Here is a 15655-nt window from a genome sequence, read left to right as displayed (position 1 = left end):
ATGAGTTCCTCGCTGGTGCTCGATGGGGGTGACCAGTGGTGTCTCTTGCCATTCGCCCGCTCACCGTAAGGAGAGCTACTCTCCCGGGGCAAGAACCGAACTTGAGGTGGCTAGCTCTCTCATGGTTCGTAACTAGCCTGACGAGCGCCCGAGGATTACGCTCCCCTCATGAGCGCCGAGGCCCCGGCAGAGCCGTACAACGCCTTCCTCGTCGGCTGCCCCGCCCGGCAGCTCTTCGACCGCATCAGCGACAAATGGGTGGGTCTGACCCTCAGCGCGCTGGCGCGCGACTCGCGCCGCTACAGCGAACTGTCACGCACCATCACCGGCGTCAGCCAGAAGATGCTCACCCAGACACTGCGCAACCTGGAACGCGACGGACTCGTCTCCCGTACGGTCACCCCGACCGTGCCGGTACGCGTCGACTACGAGCTGACCGAGCTGGGCCGCAGCCTGCTGCCCGCCGTGCAACTGCTCAAGGGCTGGGCCGAGGGCAACATCGAGCGCGTGCAGGCCGCCCGCGAGACGTACGACGCCCAGCCTTGAGCTAGAGCTCGCCCAGCTCGCCCAGCGGCTTGGTCCAGTAGTCGTGGCCGACGGGACGGCGGGGGCCGACGGCGATGTGCAGGATGTCGTTGAAGGTCCTGAACGCCTTGTCGTCCCCGGGTTTCATCGCGCACCTGTGGATGCGCTCGTACCAGTACTTCTGCTCCGCCTCGATGCGCGGAAGGAGCTCGGTCCTGGTCAGGGTCCTGGCTTCGTCGATCGTGAGCCGCTGGAATTCCGGCATGGGCCCATTCTGGCCCGGCAGGGCGACCCCCGGAAGGGCCGCCCCCGGACGCTCATCCCCGTACGGCGCACAGCAGCCGGTTGTTACCCCGCTGCCACAACGTGCCGATCTCGGTGAACCCGGCCTCCCGCAGCGCCTCGACGTGATGCGAGAGCAGATGGGACTCCGAGCCGCGGTGCGTGGATCCCGCCGTGGCGCGCTCGGCGTTGAGGCTGCTGAGCGCCGGGTCCCCGCCGATCGCGTCCCACCAGGACCGCCAGTCCTCCGGCGGGTTGCCGGCGAAGACCCGCTCGGTCTCCAGCCGATGCACCTCGTGCTCCAGCCGCGACAACGTCGGCGTGGTGTCCTCGGTGTCCATGTGGTCGCCGTTGAGCAGCAGCCCGCCGGGCCGCATGACGGTGGCCAGTTCGGCGAACACGGCCTTCAGCTCCGGCCCGGAGATCCAGTGCAGCGCCGTCGTGCTGACCGCCGCGTCCACCGGCCGGTCCAGGCCGAGCAGTTCCGTCCATCCGCTGGTACGCAGGTCCGCCGAGACGAACGTGAGCTGCGGGTACGCCGCCCGCCCGAGCCCGAGCAGCAGCGGGTCGGCGTCCACCGGGATCACCGTGGCCCCGGGCAGTCGTTCGAGCAGCCGCGCGGACAGCGAGCCGGGACCGCAGCCCAGGTCGACGACCACGGGATCGGGCCGCCCCAGGGCCTGCACGGCGTCGATCAAAGCGGTGAAACGCGCCTCGCGGTCGGGCAGGTAGCCCTCCTGCTGGCGGTCCCAGCGCACGATCCACTCCATCGCGGCATCGTGAGTAAGCACGAACGCCTCCCTGTAACTGTCGTTTAAGATATTGGCAGTCACAATCTAAGACACAAGGGTGTAACTGGTCAATTGAACTTCAACAGTCACACGGACACGGTGGTCAGGGTGGCGGTGTCGCTCGTCAATGAGGTGACCCCGGGTGAGCGGCGCGGGCGTGCCTTCCCCGCGCCGGTGGACACGGTTGCCGCCGTCACCAGCGGCCTGCGTGCCATCTATCCCACCTACCGCGAGGTCAACGAGGCGGAGGCGGCGGAGCTGGCCGAGGTCGCCGCCCGCCTGCGCGCGGTCTTCGCCGCGCTCGCGAGCGGCGACGTGGACAGCGCGGCCACGCAGGTGAACACGCTGCTGGCGGAGACGCGGGCCAGGCCGATGCTGGAACGCCACGACGGCGAACCCTGGCACCTGCACTTCCACGGCACCGGCGGCACCACGGCGGGCGACTGGGCGGCCAGTTGCGCGACAGGGCTGGCGATCGTGCTGGGCAGCGAGTTCAGCGACCGCCTCGGGGTCTGCACGGCGCCGCACTGCGACCGCGTCTACGTGGACGTCTCACGCAACGGCACCCGCAGGTTCTGCTCCACGGCCTGCCAGAACCGGGTCAAGACGGCCGCGTTCAGGGCCAGAGCCAAGACGGGGTGAAGTCCCACATCCAGAAAGCATCCTTACCGAAGGGCGGTTTCTTCCTTACCCGGCGAACCGGTCGTCCCGCGCAGCCGTGCGGATAGGTGTCCCAAAGGTCCGATGGGAGAGGAATTCATCCCATGCGCAGACAGTTAGCGGCAGCCGCCCTCGCCACCGCCGCCACCCTCACCGCCGTCGTCGCGCTGCCCGCCCAGGCGAGCGCCGGCGTCTCCGACACCGAGCGCGTCCGGCTGACCGGCAAGCAGGAGGTCCCGGGACCGGGTGACCGCAACGGCTCCGGCTGGTTCGTCTACGAGGTACGCCACGGGCGGCTGTGCTACTTCGTCACCGCCAAGAGGATCGGCCCCGCCACCATGACCCACATCCACAAGGGCAGGAAGGGCGTGGCGGGCCCGGTCGTCGTCACACTGAAGTCCCCGTCGAAGGGCTTCGCGCGCGGCTGCCTCAAGGCGGTCAGGCACCAGAACGCCAAGACCGCCGCCACCACGCTCACCAGGGCCGAGTTGCGCGACATCGTGAAGCGGCCGCACCGGTACTACGTCAACGTGCACAACAAGAGATTCCCGGACGGCGCCATCAGGGGCCAGCTCGACTGACGACCCACAGGTCGCCGGCAATGGCCCTCTGCGCCGGGCTCGACTGACCGTCCGCAGGCTGCCGGCAATGGCCCTCTGCGCCGGGCTCGACTGACCGTCCGCAGGCTGCCGGCAATGGCCCCCTGCGCCGGGCTTGACTGACGGCCCACAGGTCGTCGGCAATGGCCCCCTGCTCCAGCTCCCCGGATGCGCCCGGGGAGCTGGAGCCCGTTCACTCGGCGGCCAGCCGCTCTGCCTCTTCGTGCAGAAGCGTGATCAGGAACAACTCCAGCCTGAGCCGTTCGAGATCGGGCGCCGCGCGACCGTCTAAGACCTGCATCTTGGGCCTCCACACGGTGAGACGCCCCAGCCACCACAGGGGTTTACACGCGGTCCGAAAACATCAGGTCTCGCTTCTGAACCGCTCCCACGCGGACTGCCGTGTCATGCCGAGCGAGGTGCCGATGCGTTCCCAGCTCACATCCCGGGTACGCAGGTGCCCGACCCACTCGTGCAGATTTTCGTCCACCTGTGCCTGTACGGCGGCTATTTTCGGGAGATGGTCGAGTATTTGCTCCACCGACATTGACTCCCACGCGGGAAGCCGGGGTTCGGTCGAGGCGGCTTGCCGTTCCTGCTCCAGGATGTCGGCACATAGCCCGACGCACTCGTTGCAAATGTGTACGCCGGGCCCTGCGATCAACTTTTCCACGTTCGTGCTCTTCTTATGGCAGAAGGAGCAGTGGAGATTTTCCTTCCAGTCAGGCATGGCCTGACAGTAGCGCGTCAGGCAACGCCTGACAACCCTGATCGACGATCCCGATCCATCTGCACCCGCAGAATCTCCTGCCGCTCCTCGTTGATCTTGCGACAGATCAGCAGGTACGCGCTCAGTACCTGGCAGTACTTCCCGCGTGCCTGTTCGAGGTGGTCGCGCAGAGTGAAAGCGCGTTCGACGTCGCCGTACTGCTCGGCCTCCGCCAGCAGCGCCCGCGCCTCGTCCACGATTTCCTCCGCTCGTGCCCTCGTCCGCCGCAGCACGGCGGAGCATTCGTACAGCTCCGTCAGCCGCGCCGACGAGACAATGAACTCAGCAGTCTGCACGGCCGATCCGTCGGCCGTTTCGTTGCGGAGATCAGTTTCCATTTCCCGCCACCTCCCGCTCAAGGTCGCCTAACTGTAGACGCGCAACCCTCTTCGCAGGATGACTCCCCGCTCGCGGTGGGGTCTTAATGATCCCAGCGGAGATAATTCCACTCCCGGGTAGGAAATCATTATCCCTGAAAGTTTTTCACCTCCGTGCTAATGAGGTAATTGACGGGAGCAAGTGGCCTATCGGTGGAATGCCGCGATTTTCCGATGTCGGCAAAACGAAGGAGACGAAGACGTGCGATCCGCCCTCACGGGCACCCGCGCTCGTCACATACTGAAACCAGGCGATGGCGCAACGTGACTATGGAGTGGTGGCCATGCAGCGCGCAGGGTGCGGTGACGACGCGGTTGACGTAAGCGTCGTCATCCCCGTACACAACTGCCGGGCCTATCTCGACAGATGCCTCACCTCCGCGCTCGTGCAGCGGGTGAAGAAGGAGATCGTCGTCGTGGACGACGGCTCGACCGACGGCAGCGGCGAGTTGCTCGACCTCTACGCCTCCTATCACCCGGAGAGCGTCAAGGTGGTGCACGTCGAGGCGAGCGGCAGCGCGGGGCGCCCGCGCAACATCGGCCTGGAGCATGCCACCGGCCGCTATGTCTTCTTCTGCGACGCGGACGACTACCTGGGCCCCGAGGCGCTCGAACGCATGGTGGCCATGGCCGACAACAACGGCTCCGACATCGTGCTCGGCAAGATCGTGGGGCACGGCAGGCGGGCGCCGGTGTCGATGTTCGCGCGCAGCGCCGAGCGGGCGGAGCTGGGCGACAGCACCGTCTACAACAGCCTGTGCTGCTTCAAGCTGTTCAGGAGGGACCTGCTCGAACGCCACCGCATCAGGTTCGGCGAGGGCATGCTGGTCGGCGAGGACATCCTGTTCACCGTGCACGCCTACTGCCACGCCGGCGGGATCTCCGTGGTGGCCGACTACGACTGCTACCACTTCGTGCACCGCTCCGACGGCAGCAGCATCATGCAGCAGCCGGGCAGCAGGGACCCGCTGGCCTGGCTGGCCATGATCCGGGGGCCGATCCGGCTGATGGCCGACCACGTGCCGCCTGGCCCGCTGCGCGACCACCTGCTGCGCAGGCACTTCAGGCTGGATGTGTTCACCCAGCTCGGGCCGGTGTTCCTGGAGAGCGACGACGTGCGGCGCAAGGACATCGCGCGGGAGGTCGCGGCGCTGTGCGAGGAGTGGTACACCCCCGGCGTGCACGAGCGGCTCAACACCATCGACCGGCAGCGGGCGGGCGCGCTGGACGACATCGACCGCCTGGTTCGCCTGGCCCGCATCGAGAGCGCCACCGTCCGGCGCAGGCTGACCGGGCTGCGCTGGGACGGCGACCGCCTGGTGGTGACGGGCGCGGCCAGGCTCGCCGGCATCACCAGGGACGACGGCCTGGCCGTGGTGCTGCGCGCGCGGCACGACCCGGCCAACGAGCTGGTCGTGCCGGCCGAGCGCAAGGGCGGCGAGTTCACCGCGCGGCTGGACGTGAGCGCCCTGGACTCCGGCATCTGGGATCTGCGGGTGGCGGTCGAGATCGAGGGCGTGATCCGGCTCGGCAGGCTCGGGGCCGACCGCGACAGCGGCATCACCCGCCCGCAACCGCGGATGATCGGCGGCGTGGTGGCCCTGCCCTACTTCACCAGGGACAACGGCAACCTCAGCATCGACATGGGCGGGCACGTGGTCGCGGTGCCCGGCACGGCGCGGCTGATCAGGATGCGCTGGGCGCTGGGCCACCGGCTGCTCGTGGACGGCGAGGTCACCGTGGGCGGCGCCGTTCCGGCGGCCTCGGCGGTCAGGCGGATCGTCTGGCGGGAGCGGCGTACCGGCTGTGAGCGCGCCGACCGGGTCATGGCGCTGCCGGGAGGCGGCTTCGCGGCCAGGCCGGCGGTGGGGCGGCTGGCCGTCGGCACCTGGGACGCCTACCTGGAGCTCGACCTGGGCGGGCCGCCCGCGCGGTTCAGGATCGAGACGGAGACGGTGGCGGGGCCGCGCAGATGGTGGGGAACGGCCCTGCTCAGGAGCGTGCGGCCGTACGCGACCGCGGGCAAGGGGCGGCTGAGCGCGGTGGTGCGGCGGCTGACGGCGGAATCCGTGCTGAAAAGGATCAAACGGTAATTGCCATCTATGTGCAGGTGCAAGACGATGACCTGAAGAAGGTCTGTTCGTCCGGACCTCTTGATTCGGAGGTGTGCCGTGCACGTGCCCGATGGTTTCTTCAATGCGGTGACATCCATTTCGGCCGGGGCCGTCGCGGCCGCCGGCGTCGCGGTCTGCCTGCGCGGGGCACGGCGCGAGCTCGACGACCGGACCGCGCCCATGGCGGGGCTGGTCGCGGCGTTCATCTTCGCCGTGCAGATGCTCAACTTTCCCGTCGCCGCCGGCACCAGCGGGCACCTGCTGGGCGGCGCGCTGGCCGCGATACTCGTCGGGCCCTATACGGGCGTGTTGTGCATGGCCGTCGTTCTGCTGGTGCAGGGCGTCTTCTTCGCCGACGGCGGGCTGACCGCGCTCGGCGTCAACATCACGATCATGGGCATCGTCACCGTGCTCGTCGGCTGGGGAGTGTTCCGGCTCGTGACCGGGCTGGCCAAGGGACAGGTCGTGGTGGCGTCGTTCCTGGCCGCGCTGATCTCGGTGCCGGCCTCCGCGCTGGTCTTCACGCTGCTGTTCTGGATCGGCGGCACCGCGCCGATCGAGGTCGGCGCGGTGGCGGCCGCGATGGGCGGCGTGCACCTGCTCATCGGCATCGGCGAGGCGCTGATCACGGCCGTGACCGTCGGCGCGGTGCTGACCGTGCGCCCCGACCTCGTGTACGGCGCCCGCGGCCTGGGCAGGCCCCTGGTCCTGCGCGGCGCGGAGGGCACGAGCACCGTCGTCAGCGAGAAGGAACTGATCACCGCGCGCGGCTCGCTCAGGCCGTTCCTGCTCGGCGGCGTCGGCGTGACGCTGGTGCTGGCCGGGATCGTGTCCTTCTTCGCCTCCGGGGAGCCTGACGGCCTGGAGGCGGTGGGCGAGGACCAGGGCTTCCTCAGCCGGGCCGCCGACCACCTGTTCGGTGAGTGGGCGCTGGCCGACTACGGCGAGGTGGGCGGGATTCCCGTCGGCGTGGCCGGGATCATCGGGGTCGGGCTCGTGCTGCTCATCGCCGGGGCCATCGCGTACGCGGCGCGGAGCCGTACCGGGAGCAAGGTCTGAGACGTGGGCGCCGGGCACCATCATCAGCTCTATCTGCCGGGCGGGTCGGTCGTGCACCGGCTGCCGCCGCAGTGCAAGCTGCTGGCCGTCTTCGCCTTCGCGCTCGTGGTGGTGGCCACGCCGCGTGAGCGGTTCCTGGCCTTCGCCTGCTACGCGGTGCTGCTCGGGGTCGTCGCGGCGGTGGCCGGGGTGCCGCCGTTGTACGTGTCGCGGCGGATGGCGGTCGAGGTGCCCTTCGTGCTGTTCGCGTTCTTCATCCCGATCGTCGGGCTGGGGGAGCGGACCACGGTGCTGGGGCTCTCGCTGAGCGTGCCCGGCCTCTGGGCGGCCTGGAACATCCTGGCCAAGGCCACACTCGGGGTGGTCGCCAGCATCCTGCTCGCGGCCACCACGGAGCCGCGCGCGATTCTGCTCGGGGCGCAGCGCCTGCGGCTGCCGAGCCTGCTGGTGCAGATCGCCATGTTCATGCTCAGGTATCTGGACGTGATCGTGGCGGAGATGCGGCGGATGCGGGTGGCGCGGGAGTCGCGCGGGTTCGAGGCCCGCGACCTGCGGCACGTCCCCGTGATCGCACGTTCGGCCGGGGCGCTGTTCATCCGCTCGTACGAACGGGGTGAGCGCGTGCATCTCGCGATGCTGAGCCGGGGATATTCAGGACAGATGCCGATATTTCAGGATTTCTCGCCTTCTGTACGGCAATGGGGGATCGCCCTGGCCCTGCCCGCCGTCGCCCTCGCAGTCATGGGAATAACGTGGTGAACTCTCTCGAAGTCCGGCAACTCGCCTACGCCTACCCGGACGGGACGCAGGCGCTGTTCGGCGTGGATCTGTCCGTCGCGCGCGGTGAGCGGGTGGCCCTGCTCGGCCCCAACGGCGCGGGCAAGACCACGCTCGTCATGCACCTCAACGGCATACTCACCGCCGGGCACGGCAGCGTCACGGTCGCCGGCACGCCGGTGCGCAAGGACACGCTCAAGGAGATCAGGCAGCGCGTCGGGCTGGTCTTCCAGGATCCCGACGACCAGCTCTTCATGCCCACCGTGCGCGACGACGTCGCCTTCGGCCCGGCCAACGCGGGCCTGCGCGGCGAGGAGCTGGACCGGGTGGTCAAGGACGCGCTGGAGCGGGTGGGCATGTTGCATGTCGCCGACCGGCCGCCGCACCACCTGTCGTTCGGGCAGCGGCGCAGGGTGGCGGTGGCGACGGTGCTGGCGATGGCGCCGGAGATTCTGGTGCTCGACGAGCCGTCCTCCAACCTGGATCCGGCCGCCCGCAGGGAACTCGCCGAGATTCTGCGCTCCCTGGACGTGACGGTGCTCATGGTCACGCACGACCTGCCGTACGCGCTGGAGTTGTGCGAGCGCTCGCTCATCCTGTCCGACGGCGTGATCGCCTCGGACGGGCCCACCCGCGAGCTGCTCTCCGACGCCGAACTGCTGGCCAGGCACCGTCTGGAGCTGCCGTACGGCTTCGCGATCCCGGCCCTGTAAGGCAACCCGGTCTCCCAGGCCAGACATGGGCGCCGAGATGGGTAGAAAGCCGGAGGATGGTTCTTGATGGGGCGTTTGGCTCGCGTTTAGGCCAGCCTTGTCCTCCTGCTTCCGACTTTTCGTAGTTTGTGCATGCCCGGTATCCGGGGATGTCGAAGTACAGTGGCTCATCGAGGAGGGGCCAAATGAAGCTGCGGCTTGCGCGACACGCCCTTGGTGACGCCGTGGTGGTGGCCGTCGAGGGAGAGCTTGATCTGTTCACCGCGCCGTTCCTGCGTGATGAGGTGCGCGACGCCATCAAGCAGGACAGCGCCAGGCTCGTGCTCGATCTGCAGCAGTTGTCGTTCATGGACTCCAGCGGCCTGTCGGTGCTGATCGAGGCCTGGCGGCTGGCGACGGGAGAGGGCGGCGGCGTGTCCCTGGCGGCGCCCCAGGCGCCCGTCGCGCGCATCCTCCGCACGACGGGTCTGGACCGGCGGATCAAGGTCTACTCCGACGTGGACACCGCCGTGGGTGAGATTTAGCCGACCTGAGTAGAACTTCATTCGGTTTGCGCGTTAGGGTCCGTACATGGACCTGAACGGATCTGCAGCAATCATCTCCGGCGGCGCCAGCGGTCTCGGCGAGGCCACGGCCCGCGAGCTGGCCCGCGCGGGGGCCACCGTGGTGATCGCCGACCTCAACGAGGAGCGGGGCAAGGCGGTCGCCGACGAGATCGGCGGGGTGTTCGCCAGGACGGACGTCTCGGACGAAGAGCAGGTGCAAGCGGCCGTGGACGCCGCGGTGGCCACCGGCAAGCCGCTGCGCGTCGTGATCAACAGCGCGGGCATCGGCTGGGCCGAGCGCACGGTCAACCGTGACGGCAACCCGCACAACCCGGCCTCCTATCGCAAGGTCATCGAGGTCAACCTGATCGGCACGTTCAACCTCATGCGCATCGCCGCCGCCGCGGTCGCCAAGACCGAGCCGGTCGACGAGGACGGACAGCGCGGCGTGGTCATCAACACGGCCTCCGTGGCGGCTCTGGAGGGGCAGACGGGGCAACTCGCCTATTCGGCCTCCAAGGGCGGCATCGTGGGCATGACGGTGCCCGCTGCGCGCGACCTGGCCGCGATCGGCGTGCGGGTGAACACGATCTGCCCCGGCATCATCGACACCCCCATCTACGGCTTCTCCGGCAACGCCGAGGAGTTCAAGGCCAAGCTGGTGGCGCCGGTGGTCTTCCCCAAGCGGATGGGCCGGGCCGGCGAGTTCGCGCACCTGGTCAGGTCGCTGGTGGAGAACGACTACATGAACGCCGAGGTCATCCGCTTCGACGGCGGCATCCGCTTCCAGCCCAAGTGAGGTCACGTGTCTGACGAAGTGCTCGTCGAGGAGTCCGGCAATGTGGCCGTCCTCACCATCAACCGGCCCAAGGCGCGCAACGCGGTCAACGGGGCGGTGGCCCGGGGCATGGCCGAGGCGCTGGACGCGCTGGACGCCCGTCCCGACATCTCCGCCTACGTCCTGACGGGCGCCGGCGGCACGTTCTCCGCGGGCATGGACCTGAAGGGGTTCCTGTCCGGGGACTTCCCCGTCGTGGAGGGGCGCGGCTTCGGCGGGCTGACCGAGTCGCCGCCGAAGAAGCCGCTGGTGGCGGCCGTGGAGGGGTACGCGCTGGCGGGCGGCTTCGAGCTGGCCCTGGCCTGCGACGTCATCGTGGCCTCCGCGGAGTCCAAGTTCGGCCTGCCCGAGCCCAAGCGCGGCCTGGTGGCGGGCGCGGGCGGCATCATGCGGCTGCCGCGCAGGATCCCGTACCACGTGGCCATGGAGATCGCCCTGACCGGCGAGCACTACCCGGCCTCCCGCCTGTACGAGCTCGGCCTGGTCAACCGCATCACCGAGCCCGGCGCGGCCCTTGAGGGCGCGCTGGAACTGGCCCGCAAGATCGCCGGCAACGCCCCGCTGGCGCTCGCCGCGACCAAGAAGGTGATCATCGAGTCGCAGGACTGGTCGCTGGAGGAGATGTTCAGGAAGCAAGGCGCGATCATCAACCCGGTCTTCGGCTCCAAGGACGCCATGGAGGGCGCGGCCGCTTTCGCGGAGAAGCGCGCGCCCCAGTGGAAGGCGGAGTGACCGGTCCCCTCCCGCTTTCGTCAGGAAACGGGAGGGGACTGTTTTAGCGCGCGCATAGCTCGGCCTGGTTACGGTAAAGAAAGAGGAGACGACATACCAGGAGAGCGCATGAGCGACTATTCGGGTTCCAGGGGGTTCGAGTCGGCCAAGCGCGGCGCGGGAGCCCTGCTTTCCGGTGCGCTGAGCGCGCTGATCATCGTGGGCGGCATGCTCGCCGTGATGTGGGTGGTCGAGGGTGTCGACTACTTCCTCGGCGGCAGCCTCGACCGGCAGTTCGGCATCGTCGGCTGGGAGGGCGACGGGCTCGTCGGCATCATCTTCGCGCCGTTCCTGCACGGCGGCTTCGGCCATCTGATGGCCAACTCGCTGCCGCTGCTGATCCTGGGCTTCTTCGCGGGGCTGCGGGACGTGCGCAAGTTCCTCTGGGCCACCGTGCTGATCATCTTCATCGGCGGCCTGGGCACCTGGGCGACCAGCCCGGACGTCTACACGGTCGGGGCCAGCGGGCTGGTGTTCGGCTACTTCGGCTACATCCTGTCGCGCGGCCTGTTCGACCGCCGGCTGCTCGACATCGTCATCGGCATCGGTGTGGGCATCGCCTACTGGGGGATCCTGGCGGGCCTGCTGCCCAACCAGCAGGGCATCTCCTGGCAGGGGCACCTGTTCGGGCTCGTCGGCGGTGTGGTGGCCGCGTGGGTGCTGCGCCGCAAGCGCGAGGTGGCGCCGGTCAACCCGTACACGTTCTGAGCCTGACGCCTCGCGGCGGATCCCTCAAAAGTATGTCCAACTTTGCTCCCTATGTCGGATCCTTCTGCTGATCCTGGGCATGCGTCCGTGAGAGTTGACGGACGGGAGCGCTGACCATGTCGAACAAAGCGCGCGTAGCGTTTGCCCTGCTCGCCGGGTACTACCTCGGCAGACGCCGCAAGCTGCGCATGGCCGCCGCCCTGGCGGCGGCCGGGCTGGCCGGTCGGGCGGGCGGGGGCGGCGGCGGTGGCCTGCTGGGGCAGGCGCTGAAAAGCGTGACCTCCTCTCCCGAGGTCGGGCAGATCACCGACCGGCTGCGGGGCGAGCTCCTGCAAGTGGGCAAGGCGGCGGCGGTGGCCGCCACCGGCAGGCAGATCGAATCCCTGAGCGGCAAGCTGCACGAGCGTGCCGAGGCTCTGCGCGTCCCGGGTGCCAAGGGCTCCGACCGTGCCGAGGAGCAGGAGGAGGACGCCGAGGAAGAGGACACCGAGGAGGAGCCGGAAGAGGAGCCTGAGGAGTCCGAGAAGGCCAAGCGGGGGCCCCGCGTGTTGCGGCGGACCGGCCGGCCTCGGAGGTGAGCACGGATGGCTGAGAAGCGAGCCGAACGAGCCGGGAAGGCGGTCCAGGGGGCCGGCCGGCGAGTGACGGGAGCGGCGGGCAAGGGGGCCGGCGCCGCCAAGGACGCGGGCGCGGGCGCGGCCGGCGCCGCCAAGGGTGCGGCCGGTGCCGCCAAGGACACGGGCCAGGGGGCGCTCGGCGCGGCCAAGGAGGCCGGCCAGGGGATCATGGGGAGCCTGCCCATGGGCCAGCTCGGGGACGCGGCGCAGAACCTGCTGCACGCCGCCGCGGGACGCGCGCTGTCCGGCGCGGAGGACAAGCTCAAAGGGCTCACGGGCCGGTTGACCGACTACACGGAGAACGGCGGCTCCAGCCTCCTCGGCGCGGCGACCGGTTCTGACAAGCCGGGAGGCGTGGTGAGTGGAGCACTCAAGGGTGGGCTGAAGGGCATGATCTCCAAGTTCACCGGCGGCAAGGGCGGCAAGGGCGGCCAGGACAAGTTCACCGACATCGTCGAGACGATCGACGTCGGCGCGCCCCGCCGCCTGGTGTACAACCAGTGGACCATGCTCCAGGACTTCCCGACGTTCATGAAGAAGGTGGAGAACGTCAAGCAGGAGTCCGACGAGACGAGCATCTGGAAGGCCCAGGTCTTCTGGTCGCACCGGAACTGGAAGGCGCACGTCCGCGAGCAGATCCCGGACCAGCGGATCATCTGGCGCTCCGAGGGCTCGAAGGGCTACGTGGACGGCGCCGTGACCTTCCACGCGCTCACCGACGACCTGACCCGGATTCTGGTGGTGCTGGAATACCACCCGCAGGGGCTCTTCGAGCGCACCGGCAACCTGTGGCGGGCCCAGGGCCGGCGGGTACGGCTGGAGCTCAAGCTCTTCCGGCGGCACGTGATGTCGCGCCTCCTGCTGGATCCCGACCAGGTAGGCGACGGCTGGCGCGGCGAGATCCGCGACGGCGAGGTCGTCAAGGACCACGAGACGGCGATGGAGGAAGAGGAGCGCGCCGAGCAGGGCGAGGACGAAGAGGGCGACTACGAGGAAGACGACTACGAGGAGCCGGAAGAGGACGAAGGGGACTACGAGGAGGGAGACGAGGAGGAGGAGGACGAAGAGGAGCCTGAGGAAGACGACTACGAGGATGAGGAGGAGCCGGAAGAGGACGAATACGAGGACGAAGACGAATACGAGGACGAAGAGGAGCCCGAGGAAGAGGATGAGCCCGAGGAAGAGGATGAGGAGCCTGAGGAGGAGCCGGAGCCCGCTCCCGCCGCTCGCCGTCGCTCCCCCCGGGCCAGGCGGAGCTAGAGATGGGAGCGGGTGTGCTCGGCCGGTGAGGTGGACAGCAGCCGGTCGATCCAGGCCAGCCCCACGGCCGAGGCCACGAACGCCAGGTGCATCACCGTCTGCCACATCATCTTGTCGTTGGGCGTGCTCTGCGCGCGGATGAACGTCTGCAGCAGGTGCACCGAGGAGATCCCGATGATGGCCGTGGCCAGCTTGACCTTCAGCACGTTCGCGTTGACGTGGGACAGCCACTCGGGCTCGTCCGGATGGTCGTTGAGATTGATGCGTGACACGAACGTCTCGTAACCGCCGACGATCACCATGATCAGCAGGTTGGAGATCATCACCACGTCGATGAGCGCGAGGACCGTGAGCATGACCACGACCTCAGGAGCTGCCGCGCTGTCCGTAACCGGGGTTCCGCCGTGCAGGAACACCGTCTCGATGAGGTGCCACAACTCCAGCATGAACTGCCAGACGTAGACGGCCTGGGCCACGATCAGGCCGAGATAGAGCGGTACCTGAAGCCAACGACTGGCGAACATCAGATAACCGAGGCTCTTCGGCCGTGGGGTCCCCTGGCCGAATGGGGGCTTATCGGGCAAGAATGTTTCCTACTGATCGAGCCGGAGGGATGTGGAATTGGCGAACCTGGGATCCCTGGAACACGCGATCATGAACGTGCTGTGGGACGCAGGCAAGCCGATGCGCGTCAGGGAACTCCTGGTCAAGCTGAACGAGGAACGCGAACTCGCCTACACCACGGTCCAGACCGTGGCCGAGCGGCTGGTGAAGAAGGGCCTGCTCGCACGCACTCCGTACCGCAACGCGTTCCGCTACGCCGCGGTCATGACGAGGGACGAGCACGTCACCGCGCTCATGCTGGAAGCACTGGCGGCCAGCACCGACAGGCTGCCGGTGCTGGCCAGGTTCGCCAGGGACGTCGAGGAGGCGGACGCGCACGCGCTCCTCGACGAGCTGGCCCGCAGGACGGGCCGCAAGGTGGACTAGAGGCGCTCGACCACGTAGTCGACGCAGGTCGTCAGGGCCTCGATGTCGGCAGGCTCGACGGCCGGGAACATCGCCACCCGAAGCTGGTTGCGGCCCAGCTTGCGGTACGGCTCGGTGTCGACGATGCCGTTGGCGCGCAGTACCTTGGCCACGGCCGCGGCGTCCACGGAGTCGTTGAAGTCGATCGTGCCGACCACCTGGGAGCGGAACTCCGGAGCGGCGAACGGGGCGGCGTAGGAGGACTTGTCCGCCCACGTGTAGAGGCGCTGGCTGGAGTCGGCCGTGCGGGCGGTGGTCCAGGCCAGGCCGCCGTTGCCGTTCATCCAGTCGAGCTGGTCGGCCAGCAGGAACAGCGTCGCCACCGCGGGGGTGTTGTAGGTCTGGTCCTTGGCCGAGTTGTCGATCGCGACCGGCAGGCTGAAGAACTCCGGCACGAACCGGCCGCTGGCGGCGATCTCCTCGACCCTGGCCAGGGCGCGGGGCGACATGATCGCGATCCACAGGCCGCCGTCGGAGGCGAAGCTCTTCTGCGGCGCGAAGTAGTAGACGTCGGTCTCGGTGAGATCGACGGGCAGGCCGCCGGCGCCGGAGGTGGCGTCAACGAGCACCAGCGAGTCGTCGGAGCCCACGCGCTTGATCGGCATGGCCACGCCGGTGGAGGTCTCGTTGTGGGTGAGCGCGTAGACGTCCACCCCGTCCTCGGCGACCGCCTCAGGGTGGGTGCCGACCTCGGACTTGATGACGCTCGGCTCGCCCAGCCAGGGCGCCTTCTTCGCGACGGTGGCGAACTTCGAGGAGAACTCACCGAAGGACAGGTGCTGGGACTTCTCGCGGATCAGCCCGAAGGCGGCGATGTCCCAGAAGGCGGTGGTGCCGCCGTTGCCCAGGACCACCTGGTAGCCCTCCGGCAGCGAGAACAGGTCGGCGAGACCGGAGCGCACGCGGCCGACCAGGTTCTTGACCGGCTTCTGGCGGTGCGAGGTGCCCATGACGCTCGCGCCGGAGGCGGCGAGCGCGGCCAGTTGCTCGGTGCGAACCTTCGAGGGCCCACAGCCGAAGCGGCCGTCGGTGGGCTTGATGTCAGCGGGAATAACGATGTCAGCCACGTAACGGAGCCTACCGACCGGCGCACACCGGCCAGTACGCGGTCCGGACTTTGAGACCGGTGAAAGTTTCACCTGGGGGTCCAGGTCAGCGGCCTTACCAGAAGCCGGGGCTTGACGGGAGGGCGGCGGAAACTCACGTTCCAGGTAACTCGCA

The 15655-nt window shown here is 68.6% G+C and carries 20 protein-coding genes; 14 read left to right on the top strand and 6 right to left on the bottom strand.

Annotation, left to right across the window (positions count from 1 at the left end; all coding sequences use genetic code 11):
• The first annotated feature begins 168 nt into the window (after positions 1 to 168).
• A complete protein-coding gene (locus AB0I81_RS55315; RefSeq protein WP_360676860.1) occupies positions 169 to 546 on the top strand; it encodes a helix-turn-helix domain-containing protein in 378 nt (125 codons plus the stop codon).
• Position 547: 1 nt separating this feature from the next.
• Here AB0I81_RS55315 and AB0I81_RS55310 read toward each other — a convergent pair whose 3' ends face one another.
• Together AB0I81_RS55310 and AB0I81_RS55305 are read right to left on the bottom strand one after the other, a co-directional pair.
• Positions 548 to 790, bottom strand: a complete 243-nt coding sequence (locus tag AB0I81_RS55310; RefSeq protein WP_360676858.1) for a hypothetical protein — start codon at positions 788 to 790, stop codon at positions 548 to 550.
• A gap of 52 nt (positions 791 to 842) precedes the next feature.
• Complete coding sequence (locus AB0I81_RS55305; protein WP_360676856.1) at positions 843 to 1598, bottom strand: class I SAM-dependent methyltransferase; 756 nt, start codon at positions 1596 to 1598, stop codon at positions 843 to 845.
• 72 nt (positions 1599 to 1670) lie between these two features.
• Between AB0I81_RS55305 and AB0I81_RS55300 the strand changes: the two genes are divergently transcribed.
• Together AB0I81_RS55300 and AB0I81_RS55295 are read left to right on the top strand one after the other, a co-directional pair.
• On the top strand, positions 1671 to 2240 hold the full coding sequence (locus tag AB0I81_RS55300) for a CGNR zinc finger domain-containing protein (protein WP_360676854.1): 570 nt from the start codon (positions 1671 to 1673) through the stop codon (positions 2238 to 2240).
• Positions 2241 to 2362: 122 nt separating this feature from the next.
• Entirely contained in the window at positions 2363 to 2839 is a 477-nt protein-coding gene (locus AB0I81_RS55295; protein WP_360676852.1) for a CHRD domain-containing protein, read from the top strand.
• 382 nt (positions 2840 to 3221) lie between these two features.
• Here the strand turns inward: AB0I81_RS55295 and AB0I81_RS55290 are convergent, their stop codons facing one another.
• The gene (locus tag AB0I81_RS55290) at positions 3222 to 3587 is read right to left on the bottom strand and encodes a ClpX C4-type zinc finger protein (RefSeq protein WP_360676850.1); all 366 of its coding nucleotides are present in this window, start codon (positions 3585 to 3587) and stop codon (positions 3222 to 3224) included.
• Between the two features lie 17 nt (positions 3588 to 3604).
• Positions 3605 to 3964, bottom strand: a complete 360-nt coding sequence (locus AB0I81_RS55285; protein WP_360676848.1) for a hypothetical protein — start codon at positions 3962 to 3964, stop codon at positions 3605 to 3607.
• Between the two features lie 323 nt (positions 3965 to 4287).
• On the opposite strand from AB0I81_RS55285, the gene AB0I81_RS55280 reads away from it, so the two are divergent.
• From AB0I81_RS55280 to AB0I81_RS55235, 10 genes are all read left to right on the top strand, one after another.
• Positions 4288 to 6096: a glycosyltransferase family 2 protein gene (locus AB0I81_RS55280; protein ID WP_360676846.1), complete on the top strand. Its 1809-nt coding sequence runs from the start codon at positions 4288 to 4290 to the stop codon at positions 6094 to 6096.
• Between the two features lie 78 nt (positions 6097 to 6174).
• Positions 6175 to 7176, top strand: coding sequence for an energy-coupling factor ABC transporter permease (locus tag AB0I81_RS55275; protein ID WP_360676844.1), 1002 nt, complete (start codon positions 6175 to 6177; stop codon positions 7174 to 7176).
• Positions 7177 to 7179: 3 nt separating this feature from the next.
• Positions 7180 to 7935 carry a cobalt ECF transporter T component CbiQ gene (gene cbiQ / locus AB0I81_RS55270; protein ID WP_360676841.1) on the top strand — a complete coding sequence of 252 codons (756 nt, stop codon included), beginning with the start codon at positions 7180 to 7182 and terminating at the stop codon, positions 7933 to 7935.
• The gene (locus tag AB0I81_RS55265; protein ID WP_360676839.1) at positions 7932 to 8666 is read left to right on the top strand and encodes an ABC transporter ATP-binding protein; all 735 of its coding nucleotides are present in this window, start codon (positions 7932 to 7934) and stop codon (positions 8664 to 8666) included. The genes cbiQ and AB0I81_RS55265 overlap by 4 nt, the downstream gene beginning before the upstream one ends.
• 185 nt (positions 8667 to 8851) lie before the next feature.
• Complete coding sequence (locus AB0I81_RS55260; RefSeq protein WP_148442055.1) at positions 8852 to 9190, top strand: STAS domain-containing protein; 339 nt, start codon at positions 8852 to 8854, stop codon at positions 9188 to 9190.
• 46 nt (positions 9191 to 9236) lie between these two features.
• Positions 9237 to 10010 (top strand): SDR family NAD(P)-dependent oxidoreductase, encoded by a 774-nt coding sequence (locus tag AB0I81_RS55255; protein WP_360676837.1) that lies wholly within the window; start codon positions 9237 to 9239, stop codon positions 10008 to 10010.
• Positions 10011 to 10016: 6 nt separating this feature from the next.
• On the top strand, positions 10017 to 10781 hold the full coding sequence (locus tag AB0I81_RS55250) for a crotonase/enoyl-CoA hydratase family protein (protein WP_360676835.1): 765 nt from the start codon (positions 10017 to 10019) through the stop codon (positions 10779 to 10781).
• Positions 10782 to 10889: 108 nt separating this feature from the next.
• A complete protein-coding gene (locus tag AB0I81_RS55245) occupies positions 10890 to 11528 on the top strand; it encodes a rhomboid family intramembrane serine protease (protein WP_360676833.1) in 639 nt (212 codons plus the stop codon).
• A 116-nt stretch (positions 11529 to 11644) separates the two neighbouring features.
• The gene (locus AB0I81_RS55240; RefSeq protein WP_360676831.1) at positions 11645 to 12106 is read left to right on the top strand and encodes a hypothetical protein; all 462 of its coding nucleotides are present in this window, start codon (positions 11645 to 11647) and stop codon (positions 12104 to 12106) included.
• A gap of 6 nt (positions 12107 to 12112) precedes the next feature.
• Entirely contained in the window at positions 12113 to 13405 is a 1293-nt protein-coding gene (locus tag AB0I81_RS55235) for an SRPBCC family protein (RefSeq protein WP_360676829.1), read from the top strand.
• On the opposite strand, the gene AB0I81_RS55230 is transcribed toward AB0I81_RS55235, so the two are convergent.
• Positions 13402 to 13929, bottom strand: coding sequence for a TIGR00645 family protein (locus AB0I81_RS55230; protein WP_360676827.1), 528 nt, complete (start codon positions 13927 to 13929; stop codon positions 13402 to 13404). The genes AB0I81_RS55235 and AB0I81_RS55230 overlap by 4 nt on opposite strands.
• A 97-nt stretch (positions 13930 to 14026) precedes the next feature.
• Between AB0I81_RS55230 and AB0I81_RS55225 the strand changes: the two genes are divergently transcribed.
• A complete protein-coding gene (locus AB0I81_RS55225) occupies positions 14027 to 14395 on the top strand; it encodes a BlaI/MecI/CopY family transcriptional regulator (RefSeq protein ID WP_360676825.1) in 369 nt (122 codons plus the stop codon).
• On the opposite strand, the gene serC is transcribed toward AB0I81_RS55225, so the two are convergent.
• Positions 14392 to 15501 carry a phosphoserine transaminase gene (serC, locus tag AB0I81_RS55220; protein WP_360676823.1) on the bottom strand — a complete coding sequence of 370 codons (1110 nt, stop codon included), beginning with the start codon at positions 15499 to 15501 and terminating at the stop codon, positions 14392 to 14394. The genes AB0I81_RS55225 and serC overlap by 4 nt on opposite strands.
• Positions 15502 to 15655 lie beyond the last annotated feature (154 nt).

The organism is Nonomuraea sp. NPDC050404 (assembly GCF_040655495.1).
Lineage (GTDB): Bacteria > Actinomycetota > Actinomycetes > Streptosporangiales > Streptosporangiaceae > Nonomuraea.
The sequence above is the reverse complement of the archived record's forward strand: the minus strand, read 5'-3'. Positions and strand labels throughout refer to the sequence as shown.